This is a genomic window from Enterobacter sp. RHBSTW-00175 (assembly GCF_013927005.1).
Taxonomy (GTDB): domain Bacteria; phylum Pseudomonadota; class Gammaproteobacteria; order Enterobacterales; family Enterobacteriaceae; genus Enterobacter.
This window is the reverse complement of record NZ_CP055930.1, coordinates 1,576,323-1,596,943: the sequence shown is the minus strand read 5'-3', so window position 1 is coordinate 1,596,943 and position 20,621 is coordinate 1,576,323. Positions and strand designations below refer to the sequence as shown.

Genomic DNA, 20,621 nt, shown 5'->3' with positions numbered 1-20,621 from the left:
CATTGTTTACGTTAAAAATAAAAAGGCACCCAGGGTGCCTTTTGTTAAGCGTTACTCTTTATGACGGGTGAACCGTCGTCGGACAACCACAAAGAACACCGGCACGAAGAAGATGGCCAGAAGGGTGGCTGACAACATGCCGCCCATTACCCCTGTCCCCACGGCATTTTGAGCGCCGCTTCCGGCTCCGCTACTCATCACCAGCGGCATCACACCCAGAATAAAGGCCAGAGACGTCATCAGAATAGGGCGAAGACGCATTCTTGACGCTTCAAGCGTTGCTTCAATAATACCTTTGCCTTCTTTCTCCATCAGGTCTTTTGCAAACTCCACAATCAGAATGGCATTTTTGGCCGATAACCCTATTGTCGTGAGCAGGCCGACCTGGAAATAAACGTCATTGTTCAAACCGCGAAGTGACGCTGCGAGAAGCGCGCCGATGACCCCCAGTGGCACAACCAGCATGACCGAGAACGGTATAGACCAGCTTTCATACAATGCGGCGAGGCATAAGAAAACCACGATCAAGGAGATGGCATACAGTGCTGGCGCCTGGTTACCTGACAGACGCTCCTGGAAGGACATCCCCGTCCAGTCGTAGCCGATACCCGCTGGCAGTTTTGCGGCCAGGCTTTCCATCATTGCCATTGCCTCACCGGTACTTTTACCCGGTGCAGATTCTCCGAGGATCTCCATTGATGGCATCCCGTTGTATCGCTCCAGGCGTGGTGAACCGTAAACCCAGTGAGAGCTGCTAAACGATGAAAAAGGGACCATCTCGCCGTTCGCACTGCGCACGTAAAGATTGTTGATATCGCCCGGTAGCATTCGGAAACGGGCATCCGCCTGGACATACACCTTTTTCACACGACCATGATCAATAAAGTCATTCACATAGGTTCCGCCAAGCGCTGTCGAAATGGTCTGGTTAACATCTGAGAGGCTTATACCCAATGCCTGTGCTTTTTCCTGATCCACATCCAGCTTGAACTGCGGCGTATCTTCAAGCCCGTTAGGACGCACGCGCACCAGCAGGTCAGGATGCTCTTTCACCATACCGAGCAGCTCATTACGCGCCTGGGTCAGCTGAGTATGTCCGAGGTTCGCCTGGTCAATCAGCTCAAAATCGAAGCCCGTAGCCGTGCCTAACTCCAGAATGGCAGGCAAGTTAAACGGAAATACCAGGCCATCTTTTATCTGGCTGAACGCTTTAGTAGCGCGGCCAACAATGGACTCAACGTTGTTTTCACTCCCCGGGCGGTCTTCCCAGGGTTTCAGGCTTATGAAAACCAGGCCCGAGTTTTGCCCCTGACCGCTGAAGCTAAACCCGTTAACGGTAAACACCGATTCCACATTGGCTTTTTCCTGGTTCAGGTAATAGTTCTGAACCTGGTCAAGGACCTGCTGGGTACGCATCTGCGTTGCACCTGCTGGCAGCTGAACCATTGTCATAAACACCCCCTGATCCTCTTCTGGCAGGAAGGAGGTTGGCAGGCGCAGAAAAAGAACCGCCATGCCGCCGACGATAAGGACATAAATCAGCAGGTAACGACCGGTCTTGCGCAAAATACCGCTGACGCTGTTGGTGTAATGCTCCACACTTTTCTCAAAAAGGGCATTAAACCAGCCGAAGAATCCGCCTCGTTTTTCGTGGTGCTCGCTGGCCGGTTTGAGCAGCGTTGCACAGAGTGCGGGCGTTAAAATCAACGCCACCAGTACGGACAGCGCCATCGCAGAGACAATGGTGAGTGAAAACTGTCGGTAAATGGCCCCCGTCGATCCGCCAAAAAAGGCCATCGGGATGAACACCGCAGAGAGCACCATGGCAATACCTACCAGTGCGCCCTGAATTTGTTCCATCGACTTCTGCGTAGCCTCTTTGGGCGGCAGTTTGTCTTCGACCATTACGCGTTCGACGTTCTCCACTACCACGATGGCATCATCAACCAGCAGGCCTATGGCCAGCACCATACCGAACATCGTTAGCGTGTTTATAGAGAAGCCAAATGCGGCCAGTATTGCGAATGTCCCCAGCAATACCACCGGAACCGCGATGGTAGGGATCAGGGTTGCTCGCAGGTTTTGCAGGAACAGATACATGACCAGGAAGACGAGTATGATCGCCTCAAACAGCGTCTTCACCACTTCATGAATAGAAATTTTCACGAACGGGGTGGTGTCGTACGGATAAACCACTTTCAGCCCTTGCGGGAAGAAAGGCTGCAACTGCGAAAGCCTGGTTTTGATCGCCGCAGCGGTATCCAGCGCGTTGGCACCGGTGGCAAGCTTAATCCCCAGGCCGGTTGCTGCCTGGCCGTTGATCTTCGTCACCATGTTGTAGTTTTCACCGCCCAGCTCAATACGGGCAACGTCTTTCAGATGCACCATTGAGCCATCCGGGTTCACCTTCAGCGTTACGCGGCCAAACTCTTCCGGCGTTTTGAGACGGGTCTGCGCAATGATGGATGCGTTTAACTGCTGCCCCGGTATGGACGGCGTTCCACCCAGTTGGCCAGCAGCAATCTGGTTGTTCTGGGTTTTCAACTGGTTGATAACATCCAGCGGTGTGAGCTGGTATTTATTCATCGCATTACTGTCTAGCCAGATGCGCATGGCGTACTGGGCACCAAACAGCTGAACATCGCCAACGCCGGATGTACGGCTAATGGCATCTTTCACATTCGATGCAACGTAGTCAGAGATGTCATCCTGGGTGAGGCTCTTATTGTCCGAAACAAAGCCCGCGACCAACAGGAAGCTGCTACTGGATTTCTCTACGCCAATACCCTGTTGCTGCACTTCCTGCGGCAACAATGGCATGGCGAGCTGGAGTTTATTTTGCACCTGTACCTGGGCGATGTCCGGGTCTGTACCTGACTGGAAGGTCAGGGTGATCGTCACGCTACCGGCAGAGTCGCTGGTGGAGGACATATACATCAGGTTATCGATACCGTTCATGTTCTGTTCGATAACCTGTGTAACGGTGTCCTGTACCGTCTGGGCGTCAGCACCAGGGTAAGTTGCCGTGACCGCCACCGCAGGTGGCGCAATGGTAGGATACTGTGCAATGGGCAGTTTTAAGATGGCAAGCCCACCGGCAATCATCAGAATGATGGCGAGCACCCAGGCAAAAACAGGCCTCTGGATAAAGAAATTAGCCATGTTCTCTTCCCTTAACTGGCTGTATTGGCAGTGGTATCGGGTGTAGCCACCACGGTGGTGCCAGGACGGGCTTTCTGTAAACCGCTGACGATCACGCGGTCACCGTTCTTTAACCCTTCGGTAATCAGCCAGCGATCGCCAATGGCCTGTGGCGCAACAACCGTGCGCGATTCCACCTGATTTTTGTCATTAACAACCAGCACGGTTGCATCGCCACGTGGGGTGCGAGTGACCCCCTGCTGAGGCACCAGAATTGCGTCTGGCTGTATGCCTTCATCAATGCGTGCACGCACAAACATGCCCGGCAATAGCAGGTGTTTAGGGTTCGGGAAAATAGCGCGAAGCGTAATTGAGCCGGTGCTTTCATCTACCGTCACATCGGAGAATTGCAGCGTGCCTTTCAGGGGATAAGGCTGACCATTTTCCATCAGTAACTCGACGGCACTGCTGCCATCTCCTTTTTGCAGGCTGGACTGCTTCAGACGCATAAAATCACTGCTGGGTTGGGTCACGTCGACATAAATGGGATCAAGCTGCTGGACGGTTGCCAGAGCAGTGGCCTGTCCATTGGTGACCAGCGCCCCTTCGGTAACGCTGGATTTACCGATCCTGCCCTCAATGGGGGATGTCACTTTGGTATACGCCAGATTGATACGGGCGCTCTCTACCCCTGCCTGCGCTGCGACCACGCTGGCATCAGCCTGCTGAGCCGTTGCTACGGCCTGATCGTACTCCTGCTTACTGACATATTGTGTGCCCACCAGTGGGACATAACGTTTGACTGTCAGATGGGCAATATTTGCCGCTGCCTGGGCCTTAGCCAGCTCACCTTTTGCGTTGTCGTATGCTGCCTTGTAGGTTGCGGGATCTATCTGATAAAGGGAGTCCCCGGCTTTGACATCGCTTCCTTCCGTAAAGTTACGGCGCAGTATGATCCCGCTCACCTGTGGCCGCACTTCTGCAACGCGGAAAGCATCGGTTCTGCCCGGTAGCTCAGTGGTTACGGCCAGTGGCGCGCTTTTTACGGTATACACGCTAACCTGCGGCGATTGCGGATGCTGTTGTTGGTCATCCTGCCCATCGCAGCCCGCGAGCAGGGCGGCGCAAACAATTAAACCGGATAAGGGTAAGAGCCTGAAATGAAGTGTCATTACTGTTCCTTTAAATACCCATAACCGATGTTTGCCGAAAATCGGTGAGAGGGTTGAGGGGGCATAAAAACAAAAAATGTAGCTGCGTATAATAATGAGGGTATTTAATGTTTTTTAATTTATAAGTGCTGAGGAAGAGATGGGAACACCATAATCAGAATTTTACACTCTGTATTAGAGGTATCATGGCGATCGGTTTATTTATTTTATCCGTTGTCCATTCACATTATTAATGTGTTTAATGAATATGGCGCAATTGAATCATTTGCCAAATCTATGAATTAAATGAAGTGACTTTTTTTGTACAAAATGAATTCCCGTTCTGGTGAATACTTCTGTTTTTCTGAGCCCGCTTATTGGCTGCGGATTGCGTATCAACCCTGCGAGTAATGAGTTACTGCCTATGGCGCGTAAAACCAAAAAAGATGCACAAAAGACACGGCAACAGCTGATCGAAGCGGCTATCGGGCAGTTCGCTACGCGCGGTGTGGCGAACACGACCCTGACGGATATTGCCGATGCTGCGCGGGTGACTCGTGGGGCGGTGTACTGGCATTTTTCCAGTAAATCAGAAATATTTAATGCTATCTGGGAACAGCAATTACCGCTGCGGGAAATAATCAGGGATAAGCTCTCGCTTTCAGAGGATGACGACCCGTTGTTAATGCTTCGTGAGCAATTTATTACCACATTACAATATATCGCCCATGAACCCCGGCAGTATGCGCTATTACAAATTCTTTATCATAAATGTGAGTTTAGTAACGAAGTTATTTCAGAGTGTGAAATTCGTAAGCGTATTGGCATAAATGACGATTGCCTGCGTAAAACGCTGGAGCTGTGTGTTTTAAAAAATGCGATTTCACCCAGCGTGAATATTGATCTCACGCTGATTGTTTTCCACGGTTTCTTTAGCGGATTGATTAAGAATTGGTTAATGAACAGAGACAGCTTTAATCTCTATCAACAGGCTCCTGCTCTGGTCGATAATATCCTGGCGACACTGCATAGCACGCGCGTGTCGCCAGCGGTTTATGGCGTAGCGTTATGACACTCTGGTGGGAAGCAACTCCCCGTCCTGGCACAGGGCTTCAACGGCCTGTGCCGTAACAGGTTTACCTAACAGGTAACCCTGAAGCGTGTTGCAGCCCAGTTCTGTTAAAAATTCCTGCTGTGCCTGTGTTTCAACACCTTCGGCAACCACTTTCAGGTTAAGCGTTTTGGCCAGTGCAACGATAGCCGAGACAATTGTTGCATCATCACTCTCCCCGCTCAGCTCTTTCACAAATGCCCGGTCTATCTTCAGCTCACAGGCCGGTAAACGTTTAAGGTAAAGCAAGCTTGAGTAGCCTGTACCAAAGTCGTCAATGGAGGCTTTTACACCTGCATTGGTTAACTCGGTGAGCACACGTACACTTTCATCCGGGTTACTCATTGCCGTGGTTTCGGTCACTTCCAGAATCAACATTTCAGGTGGCACATTGTGGCGCGCCAGGCAGTCGAGCACGGTTTTAACCAGTGAAGGCTGCTCGAACTGAAGCGTTGACAGGTTCACCGCCATCGACCAGCTCTGGTGTCCCTGGATATGCCATTCCCGCAACTGGCGGCAGGCTTCGTTAATCACCCAGTTACCGATAGGAATAATTAGTCCCGTTTTTTCGGCCAGCGACAGGAACATGTCCGGTGTCAGCAGGCCCTGTTTCGGGTGTTGCCAGCGCAGCAGGGCTTCAAATCCGAGGACTGGCCCTGCCGGAGCGTGGAATTTAGGTTGATAAAGCAGACGTAACTCATCGCGGTCGATAGCCAGCCACAGGTCATTCATGAGCTGGAGATGCGTTTGCGCCATGGTGTTCATTGATGGCTGGAAGAAGTGATAGCCATTTCGTCCCATATGTTTGGTGTGGTACATCGCCGCATCAGCGTTAAACATGAGCTCACGATCGTTATGACCGTCGTGCGGGTAGAGTGCAATGCCGATGCTGAGGGTCACGACCAGCTCGCAGGGTTCCAGGAGGAAGGGGCTATCAATCGCGCGAACCAGCGCGCTTGCCAGTGAGGCGGCATCATCTGGCCCTTCCGTTTCGGCCAACAGTACAAACTCATCTCCACCGATACGGGCAAGAGTGTACTGGCCTTTCAGTGGCAGTAGCATGCGTTTCGTGACGGCGACCAGCAGCCTATCGCCCACATCGTGGCCGTAGGCATCATTGATGGCTTTAAAGCCGTCGAGATCCATAAACATCAGCGCAAAGTGGGAGCCTTCACGGTCAGCTTTGCTGATGGCTTGATCAAGTCGGTCTTCCAGCAGAATACGATTGGGCAGGCGCGTCAGCGTATCGTGTAGCGCCAGTTGTGCCAGCTCGCGGTTAGCTTCTGCCAGAGAAGAGGCCAGCAAAGACGTACGCGCCTGGAGGCGGGCATCCAGCATCGATACCAGCAGGCTGATCCCAAGAATTGAGAGCGCCACGACACTGACCAGTACCGCCAGCCAGCTGCCGTTAATGCCGTCGTGATGCACCATTGTCGACATTGGAAACTGTGCGGCTTTCATCCCAGCATAGTGCATCCCGGCGATGGCTATCCCCATGGTGATAGCCGCTCCCAGGCGCATCAGCGCCACCTGTGCGGCTTCGTGACGTAAACGGAACGTTAGCCACAATGCGGCGAGTGACGCGACGAGGGCGATGACGACAGAAATGGCCACCCAACCTTTATCCCAGACAATGCCCGGCATAACCTCAAGCGCTGCCATGCCGGTGTAGTGCATGGCGACAATACCGCTCCCCATCACTAACGCGCCGGGCAGCAGGCGGCGTAAACGCAGTTGCTCGCAGCTGACAAGCCACAACGCAAACATCGATGAGCCAATGGCAATCACCATCGATAGCACTGTAAGCGCCGCGTTGTAACTCATGCTCATGGAGAGATCCATGGCCAGCATCCCGATGAAATGCATCGCCCACACGCCGATACCCATTGCGATACCACCGCCCGCTAACCAGATGCGAGCAGCTACTCCCTGGCTTCCGGCGACACGTGCAGCCATATTCAACGCGGTAAAGGCAGCAAGGATGGCGACAACAAAGGAGGTGACTACGAGGATTTGGTTGTATTGGCTAACCAGCATGGTCTTTTCAGCTCGTTGTGAGAAGTTTAGCAAGAGAGGTTTAGAAGGGCTGAGACATTATCACCGTCAGGTAATGACTCAAAGGGATTTAAATCCCTTCAATTATTGAGTGATAGCAGGGTGTGCAGTGTCTGACGCTTAATCGAGATCGGAACAATTCACGAGCTTTAACGGGTTCACAGAATTCATATTGCGGCACTTATCGGTTTCGGTGCTCATCAGTTCAATCCACTGCATCAGTAGCGCATCGAAAATGAAAACGGAGACAGCAAAGACAACCAGCCACCAGTATTTACGAATCATTGTGACATTCCGGGAAAAGAGAGGCCGTTAAGGTGGTGGAAATATACACGAAAAGTAGATGTTGAAAAGTGGGAAATGTGAAGGTTTACAAAGCATTGACGCTAAATGTGAGCGGCAATAAAAAAGGCGCTTCCCCATGCCGAAGAGCGCCTTTTTAAACAAGCATTTAACTGACTAGTATCAGTTCATGCCGTATTTTTTCAGTTTCTTACGCAGAGTACCACGGTTGATACCCATCATCAGCGCAGCGCGGGTTTGGTTACCGCGGGTGTATTGCATCACCATGTCCAACAGTGGCTGTTCAACTTCAGCCAATACCAGCTCATACAGGTCATTAACATCCTGACCGTTCAGTTGAGCAAAATAGTTCTTCAGTGCCTGTTTAACCGAGTCACGCAGGGGCTTTTGAGTTACCTGATCCTGAGAGTTAACGGTGGAAACGGTCAGTACGTCAGAATTTACGCGTTGTTCGAACATAGTTCTGTCAGCTCTTTATTTCATTACGCAAGATTTTCGAAGTATGCCTCCAACGCCTCCAGCTGTACGCTGGCATCCTCTATGGCGTTGAATGTGCGCCGAAACTGGTCATTCGGAGCGTGCTCCTGGAGATACCAGGATACGTGTTTACGCGCAATTCGGTACCCTTTTGCCTGACCGTAAAAGTCATGCAATTCCCGAACATGCGAACAAAGCAAGCGCTTAATCTCTGCCAGAGGCAGTGGAGCAAGCAGCTCTCCAGTGTCCAGATAATGCTGGATTTCCCGAAAGATCCAGGGTCTTCCCTGAGCGGCACGTCCTATCATCAGAGCATCAGCTCCCGTATAGTCGAGCACAACTCTGGCTTTAAGCGGGTCAGTTATGTCGCCATTCGCGATAATCGGAATGGAAACTTTCTGCTTAACTGCCCGAATGCTGTCGTATTCAGCTTCACCGTTGAACAAACAGGCGCGAGTGCGTCCATGAATGGTCAGGGCCTGAATGCCACAGTCTTCGGCCAGTTGGGCAATCTCTACACAGTTACGGTGATCCGGCGACCAACCCGTGCGAATCTTCAGCGTAACAGGAACGTCCACCGCGCTGACAACCGCCTCCAGGATTGACTTCACCTGGTCGGGGTATTGCAGAAGGGCTGAACCTGCAAGCTTGCGATTCACCTTTTTGGCCGGGCAACCCATATTGATATCAATAATCTGGGCGCCACTTTCCACGTTAATACGCGCGGCATCTGCCATCTCTTCAGGCACGCTTCCGGCAATTTGCACGGTACGAATACCTGGTTCATCTATGTGCACCATCCGCAGGCGGGACTTATCGCTTTCCCACACTTGCGGGTTAGACGACATCATCTCGGATACGGTTAATCCTGCTCCCATCTCGTAGCACAGCGTCCTGAATGGTCGGTCGGTAATACCTGCCATAGGTGCTGCGATCAGGCGATTTCTGAGCTGGTGGTGTCCGATGCGCATGAGTTAAGAAATGACCATACTGTGACTGCAAGGCGGCGTATATTACGCATTTTTTGCACGAGATGAAAGGCCAAACTTTGAACAATCCACTGTTGTAGATCAATGAATCGCCGCTCAGGGCCTGTGGTAAAAATTATTCATTATTTAAATCATTATGTTATGCGATAACGGTTATTTTATCGTCTCTTACAATTTCCCGTAACTTCTCATCATTTCTGAATAAAGGTATCACTTAAGCGGGATAATCTGCTGTTTTTTGCAGCGGATTATCCCGGTTCTATGCGATCTACGTCGCAATTTAGAACATGATCTTAGCGCAAAAAATGCACGTTATTCGACAATGACGCGGCCATGAAGTGACTGTACCGGGCGGTTATTATCGTGATGCATGGTATGGGTGAATTTCTCCAGTTGTTCTGTAGAAAGGGTCAGTGGGTGTTTGAGGACAACCCAGGTGACGCCCTCAGAGCAAGGTGGAGTGGTCAGAGAACCGCTAAAACGCCAGAACGTTTTGTCGGTTGGCAGTAATTTATTCAGATTGAGGTTCGACGTAATGCTAACGTTCTGGTCGGCTTGTCCTGGCATCACGGCCCACAGTTTTTCCAGCTCTGAGTTAGCTGCGCCTTGATCAAACATCACGGCGACTACCACCAGTTCCCCCTCGGCATTTTTGTGCACCAGATGCATTTCCATCGCGTATTTTTTGCCATGCACTGTGTTTTCGCTTGGGGCATGGAAATGGAACTGTTGCAGGATCCAGCTCTGTTTATCGAGGGTGATACTGTCATGTGTTCCGGCCTTTTCACCCGCCTGAATGGTATGTCCATTATTCGTCAGAGAGACAGGCCCTTCGCTGTAATGCGTTTGCAAAGGAGAGAGGTGGGCTTTGGCGGTGGTATCGATGTTAACGGGAGACTGGTTAACCCCGTTTTTACAGGTTTTGTATGCGTCGTCCAATTCTCCCCAATGCTCAGGTGCGCCTTCTCCTTCATAGCCCCAGTGAGACGCAGATGCTGAGAACGAGATAATGCTTAGCGCCAGCAGCGCTGCCTTGCCAGTAAAGTGAGTCATAGTATTCTTCCTGTGAATTTTATTATCCAAATCAATAATTATTACTATGATTTGTGTGGTTATTTTAACGAAGAATGGCAGGGGATGAGAGGAAAATCAGAAGGGAAAGGCGTGGTCAGATGACCACGCCAAAAACTTATTTTTTACGTCCTGTAATACGGCACCATTCCTCTTTCTCGACCACCGGGTCAAGCGCAAAGAGGTCGGCATAAGCTTCACAGACGCTGTCGGCCTGGCTTGCCAGTATTCCCGAAAGGCCCAGCAGACCCCCCTCAACGGGCAGCACGCTGATTAACGGGGCCAGTTCGCGTAATGGGCCGGCCAGGATGTTGGCGACCACCACATCGGCTTTCATGACCTCTGGCTGAGCGTCTGGCAGATACAGTTCAAGACGGTCTGATACGCCGTTGCGTTCAGCGTTATCACGGCTGGCCTGAATCGCCTGCGGATCGATATCGATCCCGATGGCTTTTGCTGCGCCCAGTTTCAGTGCCGCGATGGCGAGGATCCCGGATCCGCAACCGAAGTCGATCACTGTTTTTCCTTCCAGATCCAGACCGTCCAGCCATTGCAGGCACAGTGACGTTGTCGGGTGTGTACCCGTACCAAACGCCAGACCCGGATCAAGCATCACGTTAACCGCGTTTTCATCCGGCACGTCGCGCCAGCTTGGGCAGATCCAAAGACGTTTACCGAACTGCATCGGATGGAAGTTATCCATCCACTCGCGCTCCCAGTCTTTGTCTTCCAGTTGCTCAATCTTGTGCACAAAGCCTTCACCCAACAGCGGGTGGTTTTCCAGGACAGCGACCACCTCTTTCATGTCGGTTTCTGCGTCGAACAGGCCGATAACGTCAGTGTCGCCCCACAGGCGTGTTTCGCCAGGCAGCGGCTCAAACACCGGGGTGTCATGCGTGTCCTGGAAGGTGATAGAAACCGAACCGGCTTCCATCAGCGCATCGCTCAGCTCTTCGGCGTTAGCGCCGGTTGTGTTCAGTTTTAGTTGGATCCACGGCATGGCAAACTCTTTATTTATCAGTAGAAATTACGGCGGCCTGTGGCACAGGTTGACCAAAACGGTTACCCACCACAAACGCCAGCAAACTTAACAGTAGCGAAGGCACAATCGGATGGAAGCCCAGGTACTGAATTTTAAATGTTGCCAGGACGGCATACAGCACTCCCCCGACAATCATACCGCTTAATGCGCCAGCGGCATTTGCCCGCTCCCAGTACAGCCCCAGAACCAGTGGCCACAGGAACACGGCTTCCAGGCCGCCAAACGCAAGCAGGTTGAGCCAGATGATCATCTCTGGCGGACGCCAGGCGGCTAATAACAACAGCGCTCCCAGCACCAGTGTTATCAGGGCCGACATGCGTTTTAAGCGAGTTTCATTGGTGACCTGCTCGGGACGCACGCTCAGATAGAGATCTTTAATGATCGTAGCGGAACTTTGCAGCAATTGGGCGTTGATTGTCGACATGATGGCGGCCATCGGTGCGGCAAGGAAAATCCCGGCGGCAAACGGCGGCAGAACTTTGACCATTAATGTCGGGATCACCAGATCCGGCACGGTGAGATCCGGAATCACAGCGCGGCCTAATGCACCTGCCAGATGCATTCCAAACATCAGGATGGCAACCACAATGGTGCCAATGATGATGCCTTTATGAACCGCCTTACTGTCCTTATAAGAGATACAACGTACGGCGGTATGCGGCAGGCCAATCACCCCAAAGCAGACCAGCACCCAGAAGGAGGTCATGAATGTCGGAGAAAGGATATCATCCGCCCCCTGCGGCGAGACCAGTTTCGGATCGATCGCTTCCAGAGTTTCAACAGCATGGCTCAGGCCACCTGCGGCATGAACGATACCCACCAGCAGAACAATCGTACCGATGAGCATGACCATGCCCTGCATCGTATCGTTCAGCACGCTGGCACGGAACCCGCCAAAGGCGGTATAGAGCGCAATGCTGACCCCGAAGATGATAAGCCCCGTTTCGTAGGGAATACCCGCTGCGGTTTCCAGCAGACGCGCACCACCGATAAATTGCACCGTCATCGCACCAACAAAGGCGACCAGCAGGCTTAAGCTCGCCAGCCATACCAGTAAGCGGCTCTGGTAGCGGGCAAACAGCATATCGTTGAGCGTTACGGCATTATAACGACGTGCAAGGATGGCAAACTTTTTGCCGAGTATGCCCAGAGAGAGCCAGACGGCAGGAAGCTGAATCATCGCTAACAGCACCCAGCCTAACCCGTATTTATAGGCAGCTCCCGGCCCGCCAATAAACGAGCTGGCGCTGATGTAGGTAGCCGTGAGCGTCATGGCCAGCACGACGCCACCCATCGAGCGGCTACCGAGGAAATACTCGTTCAGGAAGGTGCCTGTCGTTCTTTTACGCATGGCATAAACCGACAGACCAAACACCACCAGCAGGTAAGCGATAAGGGGCAGAATGACCTCAAGCTGCATCATCGTCCTCCAGCGGAATATCACGATAGATAAATTTCACCATTGCCCAGCACAACACAATAAAAACCAACGGTAACAGCAGGCAGGCCATTTCAAACCAGTGCGGAAGGCCGGTAATGCCAATAGCAGAATCAGGTAAGTAAGCAGTCACTAACCATGCTGCAAGATAGAGAAGGGTCAGCCACAGCGCCCAGCGCGCCTCTTTATGGGCCTGAACAAAACGCGTGTCCATTTGTCGTCCCTTGTGGATGAAGAAAGCGGGGATTGTACATGATGGGGCTTTCGGATCCCCAGAAATAAAAAAGGCCGGATAATCCGGCCTTTTAGCGTCGATGCAGTCTTACTTCTCGTGCATACCGAGTTTTTTCTCCAGATAGTGGATGTTAGTTCCACCATTCTGGAAGTGCTCGTCGCTCATGATACGCATCTGCAAGTCAACGTTGGTTTTGATACCGTCGATGATAAGTTCTTGCAGGGCGTTTTTCATGCGGGCAATTGCCACGTCACGGTTTTCGCCGTAACAAATCAGCTTACCGATCATTGAGTCATAGTACGGCGGTACGGTGTAACCGGCGTAGATATGAGACTCCCAACGCACACCAAAACCACCCGGCGCGTGGAAACGCGTGATTTTACCCGGGCTTGGCAGGAAGGTGTTCGGGTCTTCGGCGTTGATACGGCATTCTACCGCATGGCCTTTGACCACAACTTCTTCCTGTTTGATGGACAGTGGCTGACCGGCTGCAATACGCAGCTGTTCTTTGATCAGGTCAACACCGGTGATCATTTCGGTAACCGGGTGTTCTACCTGAATACGGGTGTTCATTTCGATGAAATAGAACTCGCCGTTTTCGAACAGGAACTCAAAAGTACCTGCACCGCGATAGCCGATATCCACACAGGCTTTAGAGCAACGCTCGCCGATGTAACGACGCAGTTCCGGGGTAATACCCGGCGCTGGTGCTTCTTCAACGACTTTCTGGTGACGACGCTGCATAGAGCAGTCACGTTCTGCCAGATAGATAGCGTTACCCTGACCGTCTGCCAGCACCTGAATTTCGATGTGACGTGGGTTTTCCAGGTATTTTTCCATGTACACCATGTCATTGCTGAACGCGGCTTTCGCTTCAGCTTTGGTCATGGAGATGGACTGCGCCAGTTCAGCATCGCCGCGCACAACGCGCATCCCGCGACCGCCGCCGCCGCCGGACGCTTTGATGATAACCGGGTAGCCAATGCGTTTAGCATGAGCACGGTTAGCATCCATGTCGTCGGTCAGAGGGCCGTCAGAACCTGGTACGGTTGGAACACCGGCTTTTTTCATCGCCGTGATCGCAGACACTTTGTCACCCATAAGGCGAATGGTGTCGGCTTTCGGGCCGATGAAGATGAAGCCAGAGCGTTCAACCTGCTCAGCAAAGTTGGCGTTCTCAGAGAGGAAACCATAACCCGGATGAATTGCCACCGCGCCGGTGATTTCAGCGGCACTGATGATAGCCGGGATGTTCAGATAGCTTTTTACGGACGGAGCCGGGCCAATACAGACCGTCTCATCCGCCAGCAATACGTGTTTTAAATCGCGATCCGCGCTTGAGTGCACAGCGACAGTCTTGATGCCCAGTTCTTTACAGGCACGAAGAATACGCAGAGCAATCTCGCCGCGGTTGGCGATAACAATTTTATCCAGCATGTTCGCCTCGTTACTCGATGACGACCAGCGGCTCGTCGAATTCAACCGGCTGACCACTTTCGACCAGAATCGCTTTCACAGTACCTGATTTGTCTGCTTCGATCTGGTTCATCATTTTCATGGCTTCAACGATGCACAGGGTATCGCCTACATTGACCTTCTGACCGATTTCGATGAACGCTTTCGCGTCTGGGCTCGGGGTGCGGTAGAAAGTACCAACCATTGGGGAACGTACGATGTGACCACTGATTTCTGCTGCCGCCGCTGCTGGCGCTTCTGCTGCCGGCGCAACTGCGTTAGAAAGGGCTGGCTGCTGCATCATCGGCGTAGCGTATGCTTGCTGCATTACCGGGAAGCTAGCGGCTGGGGCTGCACGGCTGATGCGTACAGACTCTTCGCCTTCAGAAATTTCCAGTTCGGAGATGCCTGATTCTTCAACCAGCTCGATCAGTTTTTTAATCTTACGAATATCCATGAGTGGGTTCCGTACTCTTGTTTAGTGTGATTGTGACAAGCGTTTTACCGCTGTCTGTAAAGCGTATGAATAACCGTCCGCACCAAGTCCGCAGATAACGCCAGCGGCGATATCCGACAGATACGAATGGTGACGGAACGGCTCCCGCGCATGTACGTTGCTCAGGTGGATCTCGATGAACGGGATACTCACCGCGAGCAGCGCGTCACGGATAGCAACACTGGTGTGCGTAAACGCGGCCGGATTGATCAGGATATAGTCCACATTGTCTTTAGCCTGATGAATACGGTCGATGAGTGCGTACTCCGCGTTTGACTGAAAATGATCCAAATCCACATTCAACGAGGCTGCTTCCGTCCCAAGACGGTTAACAATTTCACTCAATGTCAGCGTGCCGTACTTCTCTGGCTCACGGGTGCCGAGCATGTTTAAGTTCGGTCCGTTCAAAACTAAGATCTGGAACTTGTCAGCCATTGTGCTGCTATCTCCTGCGATTCTCCGGTAAAAAACAAAATATACCTTCGATGCGCGATTGTCACCTTTTCAGAGGCCTAAAACCCCTGTCAGGAAAACCAAGGTCGCACATTATAACGATTTCGTAGCATTTGGCAGCTAAATACTGGTCTTATCAGGGAAGATTATCAACCGCTATCCGAAAAAGAGTCGCGGCGGATAAGTAATCTGCGGGAAAACGCACAGTTTGGCGAACTATCTCATCCACTGGCGGAACTTCTTGTAACGCCACGCTAAAAGCGCCAGGGCCAGCAGTGCGTAGATGATGGGTTGCGGGGATAAAATCTTCACTGACCACAGGTAATGTATGGGGGCGAGGATCGCGACAAGATAGACGAAGTTGTGCAGCAGTTGCCAATGCTTGCCCAGTTTTCGCTGCGCATATTGCGTCGAAGTCAGCGTCAGTGCCAGTAAAATCAGCCAGCTGACGATACCTAACGTCAGATAAGGACGCGTAACCAGCTCACGACCCAACAATGCCAGATTGTTAATACCCAGCTCAAGCAGCGCATAGCTGGTGAGGTGTAGCGTCGCCCAGGCAAAACACCATAGCCCTAAAAGCCGACGGGTACGTATCAATAATGGCTGTTTAGCGTAGCGCGCTAAAGGGGAAACCAGCAAGGTGGCCAGCAGAAATTTCAGAGCCATCCTACCGGTAAAGTGTTGAATATCCTTTGCCGGGTCGGCGCTGAAGTACCCGTGACTGGCTGCCCAAAACAGCCAGATAAATGGAAGCAATCCTGCTAAGTGCAAAATGACCTTGAGCCAGGTTATCTGTTTTACGCTTAAACGCACTTAAAAATTCTCCCGTAAATTCAGGCCGCGATACAGAGAAGCGACCTCATCGGCGTAGCCGTTAAACAGCAGCGTTGGCTGACGCTTAACGTCCAGTGCGCCGCCTGAGCCGATAAAACGTTCTGTAGCCTGCGACCAGCGCGGGTGATCCACATGCGGATTCACATTGGCAAAAAAACCGTACTCATCGGGCGCGGCCAGATTCCAGGTGGTAGGAGGGCGCTCGCGTGTGAGCTTAATACTGACAATCGATTTAATCCCTTTAAATCCGTATTTCCACGGCACGGTTAAGCGAACAGGTGCGCCGTTTTGTGGCGGGAGAGCTTTACCGTACACACCCACCGTAAGCAGGGTGAGCGGGTGCATGGCCTCATCGAGGCGCAACCCTTCTACATAAGGATAATCCAGCCCACCGCCGATAAACCGGTCCTTCTGGCCGGGCATCTCATCCGGGGAGTAGAGCGTCTGAAAAGCGACATATTTTGCATTGCTGGTGGGTTCTACCATCTCCAGTAGCTTATGCAGCGGGAACCCCACCCAGGGCACGACCATCGACCAGGCTTCGACACAGCGCATACGGTAGATGCGCTCTTCCAGCGGGAAACGGGTGGTCAGGTCGTGATGATCCAGGGTCAGGGGCTTCGCGACCTCACCGTCAATTTTCAGCGTCCAGGGATCGGTTTTCATTCCGCCAGCGTTGGCCGCCGGGTCGGCCTTATCAAGACCAAACTCGTAGAAGTTATTGTAACCAGTGACTTTGTCTTCGGGCGTTAAAGCGAGTTTGTTTTGCCATTCGGCTGGTTTGGTAAAGGTGAGTGGCGCGCCGGAAGGGGCTTTCGGGCGATCGTTACCTTTAAACCAGTCAAGCAGGTCGGCATGGGCTGCCGGTGAGAGCGTCAGGGCGGTTGCGCTGATGCCAAGCATTTTCAGGATCTGGCGGCGCTGTAACATAAAGACAGACTCGGACGTTACGTCGGCTTCCGTCAGTTTTTTGGTTTTCATGGCATCCTCCGTCATGCGTTTTTCTAAGCATGACGGAGGAGAAGGGTTAGCGCGAATATGTCACGAAAATTTGAAGATTAGACAATTTTCACCAGCGCGCGGCCGTGGAACTGGTTGTCCATGATCTTACCGGCATATTCCGGTGCCTGGCTAAGGCTAATTTCCGTTGCACTCTGGGCGTAGAATGATTCTGGCAGGTCACGAGACAAGCGTTCCCAGGCTTCTGCACGACGCGCCGCAGGGGTCATGACGGAATCCACCCCCTGTAAACGCACATTACGCAGAATAAACGGCATTACGGTGGTTGGCAGGGTAAATCCACCCGCCAGACCGCAGGCGGCTACGCAACCGCCGTAGTTCATTTGCGCCAGCACTTTTGCCAGCACTTTGTCGCCCACGGTATCGACTGCACCAGCCCAGATCTGTTTTTCCAGTGGACGGGTTTCGGCAAATTCGTCACGTCCCAGGATCCGGTTAGCACCCAGCTGGCGCAGGTAGTCGTGCGTGCTTTCGCGTCCAGATACGGCAGCAACCTGATAGCCTAATTTATGCAGCAGAGCCACGGCGGTACTGCCCACGCCACCGCTGGCTCCGGTGACAACGATTTCACCTGACTCAGGACGAATACCTGCATCTTCCAGCGCCATTACGCAAAGCATGGCGGTAAAGCCTGCGGTACCAATGATCATCGCTTTACGCCCATCCAGGCCTTTCGGCATAGGCACCAGCCAGTCACCTTTCACCCGGGCCTGAGCTGCCAGACCTCCCCAGTGGTTTTCGCCAACCCCCCAGCCGGTGAGCAATACTTGCTGTCCTGGGTGGAAGCGTGGATCTTCGCTCGTATGCACACGCCCGGCAAAATCGATACCTGGAACCATCGGGAAATTACGAATGATTTTGCCTTTGCCCGTAATGGCCAGCGCATCCTTATAATTCAGGCTGGACCAGTCGATGTCGACGGTTACTTCACCCTCCGGCAGACGGCTCTCTTCAATGGTTTGCACCGAGGCAAGCGTTTTGCCGTCCTGCTGTTCTAAGATCAAAGCCTGCATACAGGGTCCTCACTACGTATGATGATTGGAAAAAATTTTCTGAAGACTATACTCGCTCATTGAAAGCCAATGCCGATTTAACGCAATAAATTGCCAGAAACACCAGGTTTGGTAGTATGCCGCATTTGAAATGCAAGTTAGCGCTTACTCGCTACCCCATCAACCCACGGAGTAATCTCAAGGATGCGATTAACGACGAAATTCTCGGCTTTTATCACGCTGCTGACGGGACTCACCATCTTTGTCACCCTCATCGGCTGTTCCCTGAGCTTTTATAACGCCATTCAGGACAAGCTGGTTAATCGGGTCCAGTCTGTTGCATCCGTCATTGATACGCGTCTGGTGACCACGCCGTTGCCAGCACTGTCCCGTGAACTGGATGAAATTATGGTGCCGGTTGATATCGTTCAGATAGACATCCGCCAGGGGAATTCGCTCGTCTTCAGCCATGCCCGGCAGGGAAGCTACCGTCCGGCAGGCATGATGAACCAGTATCGTGAAGTGACGGTTCATTCGCTCAAAAATCCAGGTATGACCATCAAACTGGCTTATCAGGATCCGATGGCAAATTACTTCCGCTCTTTAATGACCACCGCACCGCTTACTCTGGCGGTGGGGTTTATTGTGCTGCTGATTTTTCTGGCCGTGCGCTGGCAGCGTCGTCAGCTTTCAGGGCAGGAGCTGCTGGAAAACCGCTCGGTACGCATTTTAAATGGCGAACGTGGGCCGCAGGTTCGCGGGTCAATTTACGAATGGCCGACGCGTACCAGCAGCGCCCTGGACGTGCTGCTTTCGGAAATCCAGTTTGCCAGCGATCAGCGCAGTCGTATGGATACACTGATTCGGTCCTACGCCGCGCAGGACAATAAAACCGGCCTGAATAACCGTCTCTTCTTTGATAATCAGTTGGCTACGCTGCTGGACGATCCTGAAAAAGTAGGGACGCACGGGGTCGTGATGATGATCCGCCTGCCCGATTTTGATCTGCTGCGGGACAACTGGGGACGGGCCGTGGCGGAAGACAATCTCTTTATCCTTATTAACCTGCTGTCGACCTTTATTATGCGCTATCCTGGCTCTCTGCTGGCGCGCTATCACCGCAGCGATTTTGCCGTGCTGTTGCCTCACCGTACGCTAAAAGAATCTGAAAGCATTGCAGGTCAACTGCTTAAAGCCGTCGATGCATTGCCACAAAGCAAAATGCTCGACAGGGATGACATGGTACACATTGGTATCTGTGCCTGGCGCGGCGGCCAGTCGACTGAACAGGTCATGGAACATGCGGAAGCAGCCACCCGCAACGCCGTGTTGCAAGGGGCAAACGGGTGGGCGGTATATGATGACTCGCTGCCGGAGAAAGGGCGCGGGAATGTGCGCTGGCGAACGCTGATTGAGCAAATGCTGAGTCGCGGCGGGCCACGTATTTATCAAAAACCTGCGGTGATGAAAAATGGCCATGTGCATCATCGTGAACTGATGTGCCGTATTTTCGACGGAACGGAAGAGGTGATTTCCGCAGAGTATCTGCCGATTGTGTTGCAATTTGGGCTATCAGAAGAGTACGACCGCCAGCAGATTACGCGGCTTATTCCCTTCTTATCTTTCTGGCCAGAGGAAAACCTGGCATTACAGGTCACCGTCGAGTCTTTAATTCGCCCGCGTTTTCAGCGCTGGCTACGCGATATATTAATGCAATGCGAAAAATCGCAACGCAAACGCATTATTTTTGAACTTGCTGAGGCGGATGTAGGTCAACACATCAGCCGGTTACGCCCGATGGTACGTTTGATGAATGCGCTCGGCGCTCGTGTGGCGGTCACGCAGGCGGGCTTGACGCTGGTCAGCACCAGCTGGATCAAGGAACTGGATGTTGAATTATTGAAACTTCATCCAGGGCTGGTAAGGAATATCGAAAAACGCACGGAAAACCAGCTGTTGGTTCAGAGCCTGGTTGAAGCGTGCAAGGGAACGCGAACACAAGTATTTGCCACCGGCGTGCGATCACGAAGCGAATGGCAGATGTTGACAGAGCGCGGTGTTGTGGGTGGTCAGGGTGATTTTTTTGCGTCCTCTCAGCCGCTTGACACCAATGTGAAAAAATATTTGCAAAGATACTCTGTTTGACCTGCCGTTTAATTTGTTTTCACGTAGAATATCGCGCCTGTAGCTTTGAGTTTGACGAGCAAAAGCCAGTGAACGACCTTTGACTGGTTACAAATGAAAGTGAGGGACGCTACTGTTTACTCAGCCCTGAGGGACTCAGGGGATGAATTTGTAACAAAGGAAACGTACTGCACTAATTTTCACCGTAGCAGACGATTTTTGCGCCTTGTC

The 20,621-nt window shown here is 52.2% G+C and carries 18 protein-coding genes; 2 read left to right on the top strand and 16 right to left on the bottom strand.

Translation table 11 applies throughout. The features are described 5' to 3' along the window. Positions 1-51 precede the first annotated feature (51 nt). Both HV107_RS07500 and HV107_RS07495 read right to left on the bottom strand, forming a co-directional pair. A complete protein-coding gene (locus HV107_RS07500; protein ID WP_182062729.1) occupies positions 52-3,162 on the bottom strand; it encodes an efflux RND transporter permease subunit in 3,111 nt (1,036 codons plus the stop codon). Positions 3,163-3,173: 11 nt separating this feature from the next. Then, positions 3,174-4,313: an efflux RND transporter periplasmic adaptor subunit gene (locus tag HV107_RS07495; RefSeq protein ID WP_182062728.1), complete on the bottom strand. Its 1,140-nt coding sequence runs from the start codon at positions 4,311-4,313 to the stop codon at positions 3,174-3,176. Positions 4,314-4,716: 403 nt separating this feature from the next. Here HV107_RS07495 and envR point away from each other — a divergent pair, with 403 nt between their 5' ends. Further along, complete coding sequence (gene envR / locus HV107_RS07490) at positions 4,717-5,364, top strand: acrEF/envCD operon transcriptional regulator (RefSeq protein WP_182063482.1); 648 nt, start codon at positions 4,717-4,719, stop codon at positions 5,362-5,364. Here envR and HV107_RS07485 read toward each other — a convergent pair. The 14 genes from HV107_RS07485 to HV107_RS07420 form a co-directional block, all read right to left on the bottom strand. After that, on the bottom strand, positions 5,359-7,440 hold the full coding sequence (locus tag HV107_RS07485; protein ID WP_182062727.1) for a bifunctional diguanylate cyclase/phosphodiesterase: 2,082 nt from the start codon (positions 7,438-7,440) through the stop codon (positions 5,359-5,361). The two genes, envR and HV107_RS07485, sit on opposite strands and share 6 nt — an antisense overlap. A 138-nt stretch (positions 7,441-7,578) precedes the next feature. Beyond that, positions 7,579-7,743 (bottom strand): DUF2556 family protein, encoded by a 165-nt coding sequence (locus tag HV107_RS07480; RefSeq protein ID WP_014072033.1) that lies wholly within the window; start codon positions 7,741-7,743, stop codon positions 7,579-7,581. Between the two features lie 180 nt (positions 7,744-7,923). Further along, a complete protein-coding gene (gene fis / locus HV107_RS07475) occupies positions 7,924-8,220 on the bottom strand; it encodes a DNA-binding transcriptional regulator Fis (protein WP_000462905.1) in 297 nt (98 codons plus the stop codon). A 23-nt stretch (positions 8,221-8,243) separates the two neighbouring features. Next, entirely contained in the window at positions 8,244-9,209 is a 966-nt protein-coding gene (gene dusB / locus HV107_RS07470) for a tRNA dihydrouridine synthase DusB (RefSeq protein ID WP_182062726.1), read from the bottom strand. A 330-nt stretch (positions 9,210-9,539) separates the two neighbouring features. Next, positions 9,540-10,280 carry a carbonic anhydrase gene (locus HV107_RS07465; RefSeq protein ID WP_182062725.1) on the bottom strand — a complete coding sequence of 247 codons (741 nt, stop codon included), beginning with the start codon at positions 10,278-10,280 and terminating at the stop codon, positions 9,540-9,542. 136 nt (positions 10,281-10,416) lie between these two features. Beyond that, positions 10,417-11,298, bottom strand: coding sequence for a 50S ribosomal protein L11 methyltransferase (prmA, locus tag HV107_RS07460; RefSeq protein ID WP_182062724.1), 882 nt, complete (start codon positions 11,296-11,298; stop codon positions 10,417-10,419). 10 nt (positions 11,299-11,308) lie between these two features. Beyond that, positions 11,309-12,760: a sodium/pantothenate symporter gene (gene panF / locus HV107_RS07455; protein WP_182063481.1), complete on the bottom strand. Its 1,452-nt coding sequence runs from the start codon at positions 12,758-12,760 to the stop codon at positions 11,309-11,311. Then, entirely contained in the window at positions 12,750-12,992 is a 243-nt protein-coding gene (locus HV107_RS07450) for a YhdT family protein (protein WP_182062723.1), read from the bottom strand. The genes panF and HV107_RS07450 overlap by 11 nt, the downstream gene beginning before the upstream one ends. A gap of 108 nt (positions 12,993-13,100) precedes the next feature. Continuing rightward, positions 13,101-14,450, bottom strand: a complete 1,350-nt coding sequence (accC, locus tag HV107_RS07445; protein WP_182062722.1) for an acetyl-CoA carboxylase biotin carboxylase subunit — start codon at positions 14,448-14,450, stop codon at positions 13,101-13,103. A gap of 10 nt (positions 14,451-14,460) precedes the next feature. Further along, complete coding sequence (accB, locus tag HV107_RS07440; protein ID WP_182062721.1) at positions 14,461-14,925, bottom strand: acetyl-CoA carboxylase biotin carboxyl carrier protein; 465 nt, start codon at positions 14,923-14,925, stop codon at positions 14,461-14,463. A 21-nt stretch (positions 14,926-14,946) separates the two neighbouring features. Beyond that, on the bottom strand, positions 14,947-15,399 hold the full coding sequence (gene aroQ, locus HV107_RS07435) for a type II 3-dehydroquinate dehydratase (RefSeq protein WP_025756653.1): 453 nt from the start codon (positions 15,397-15,399) through the stop codon (positions 14,947-14,949). A gap of 234 nt (positions 15,400-15,633) precedes the next feature. Then, complete coding sequence (gene msrQ / locus HV107_RS07430) at positions 15,634-16,233, bottom strand: protein-methionine-sulfoxide reductase heme-binding subunit MsrQ (protein WP_182062720.1); 600 nt, start codon at positions 16,231-16,233, stop codon at positions 15,634-15,636. Next, on the bottom strand, positions 16,234-17,235 hold the full coding sequence (gene msrP, locus HV107_RS07425) for a protein-methionine-sulfoxide reductase catalytic subunit MsrP (RefSeq protein WP_182062719.1): 1,002 nt from the start codon (positions 17,233-17,235) through the stop codon (positions 16,234-16,236). Between the two features lie 77 nt (positions 17,236-17,312). After that, on the bottom strand, positions 17,313-18,287 hold the full coding sequence (locus HV107_RS07420) for an MDR family oxidoreductase (protein ID WP_182062718.1): 975 nt from the start codon (positions 18,285-18,287) through the stop codon (positions 17,313-17,315). A gap of 183 nt (positions 18,288-18,470) precedes the next feature. On the opposite strand from HV107_RS07420, the gene csrD reads away from it, so the two are divergent. Beyond that, the gene (csrD, locus tag HV107_RS07415; protein WP_182062717.1) at positions 18,471-20,411 is read left to right on the top strand and encodes an RNase E specificity factor CsrD; all 1,941 of its coding nucleotides are present in this window, start codon (positions 18,471-18,473) and stop codon (positions 20,409-20,411) included. Positions 20,412-20,621: the final 210 nt, after the last annotated feature.

Bases quoted from the DNA above. Each gene is read 5' to 3' on its own strand.
- panF (WP_182063481.1), bottom strand. From the start codon at position 12,760: ATGCAGCTTGAGGTCATTCTGCCCCTTATCGCTTACCTGCTGGTGGTG.
- accC (WP_182062722.1), bottom strand. From the start codon at position 14,450: ATGCTGGATAAAATTGTTATCGCCAACCGCGGCGAGATTGCTCTGCGT.
- csrD (WP_182062717.1), top strand. From the start codon at position 18,471: ATGCGATTAACGACGAAATTCTCGGCTTTTATCACGCTGCTGACGGGA.
- HV107_RS07495 (WP_182062728.1), bottom strand. From the start codon at position 4,313: ATGACACTTCATTTCAGGCTCTTACCCTTATCCGGTTTAATTGTTTGC.
- msrP (WP_182062719.1), bottom strand. From the start codon at position 17,235: ATGAAAACCAAAAAACTGACGGAAGCCGACGTAACGTCCGAGTCTGTC.
- dusB (WP_182062726.1), bottom strand. From the start codon at position 9,209: ATGCGCATCGGACACCACCAGCTCAGAAATCGCCTGATCGCAGCACCT.
- prmA (WP_182062724.1), bottom strand. From the start codon at position 11,298: ATGCCGTGGATCCAACTAAAACTGAACACAACCGGCGCTAACGCCGAA.
- HV107_RS07500 (WP_182062729.1), bottom strand. From the start codon at position 3,162: ATGGCTAATTTCTTTATCCAGAGGCCTGTTTTTGCCTGGGTGCTCGCC.
- fis (WP_000462905.1), bottom strand. From the start codon at position 8,220: ATGTTCGAACAACGCGTAAATTCTGACGTACTGACCGTTTCCACCGTT.
- HV107_RS07465 (WP_182062725.1), bottom strand. From the start codon at position 10,280: ATGACTCACTTTACTGGCAAGGCAGCGCTGCTGGCGCTAAGCATTATC.
- aroQ (WP_025756653.1), bottom strand. From the start codon at position 15,399: ATGGCTGACAAGTTCCAGATCTTAGTTTTGAACGGACCGAACTTAAAC.
- HV107_RS07420 (WP_182062718.1), bottom strand. From the start codon at position 18,287: ATGCAGGCTTTGATCTTAGAACAGCAGGACGGCAAAACGCTTGCCTCG.
- accB (WP_182062721.1), bottom strand. From the start codon at position 14,925: ATGGATATTCGTAAGATTAAAAAACTGATCGAGCTGGTTGAAGAATCA.
- HV107_RS07485 (WP_182062727.1), bottom strand. From the start codon at position 7,440: ATGCTGGTTAGCCAATACAACCAAATCCTCGTAGTCACCTCCTTTGTT.
- envR (WP_182063482.1), top strand. From the start codon at position 4,717: ATGGCGCGTAAAACCAAAAAAGATGCACAAAAGACACGGCAACAGCTG.
- HV107_RS07480 (WP_014072033.1), bottom strand. From the start codon at position 7,743: ATGATTCGTAAATACTGGTGGCTGGTTGTCTTTGCTGTCTCCGTTTTC.
- HV107_RS07450 (WP_182062723.1), bottom strand. From the start codon at position 12,992: ATGGACACGCGTTTTGTTCAGGCCCATAAAGAGGCGCGCTGGGCGCTG.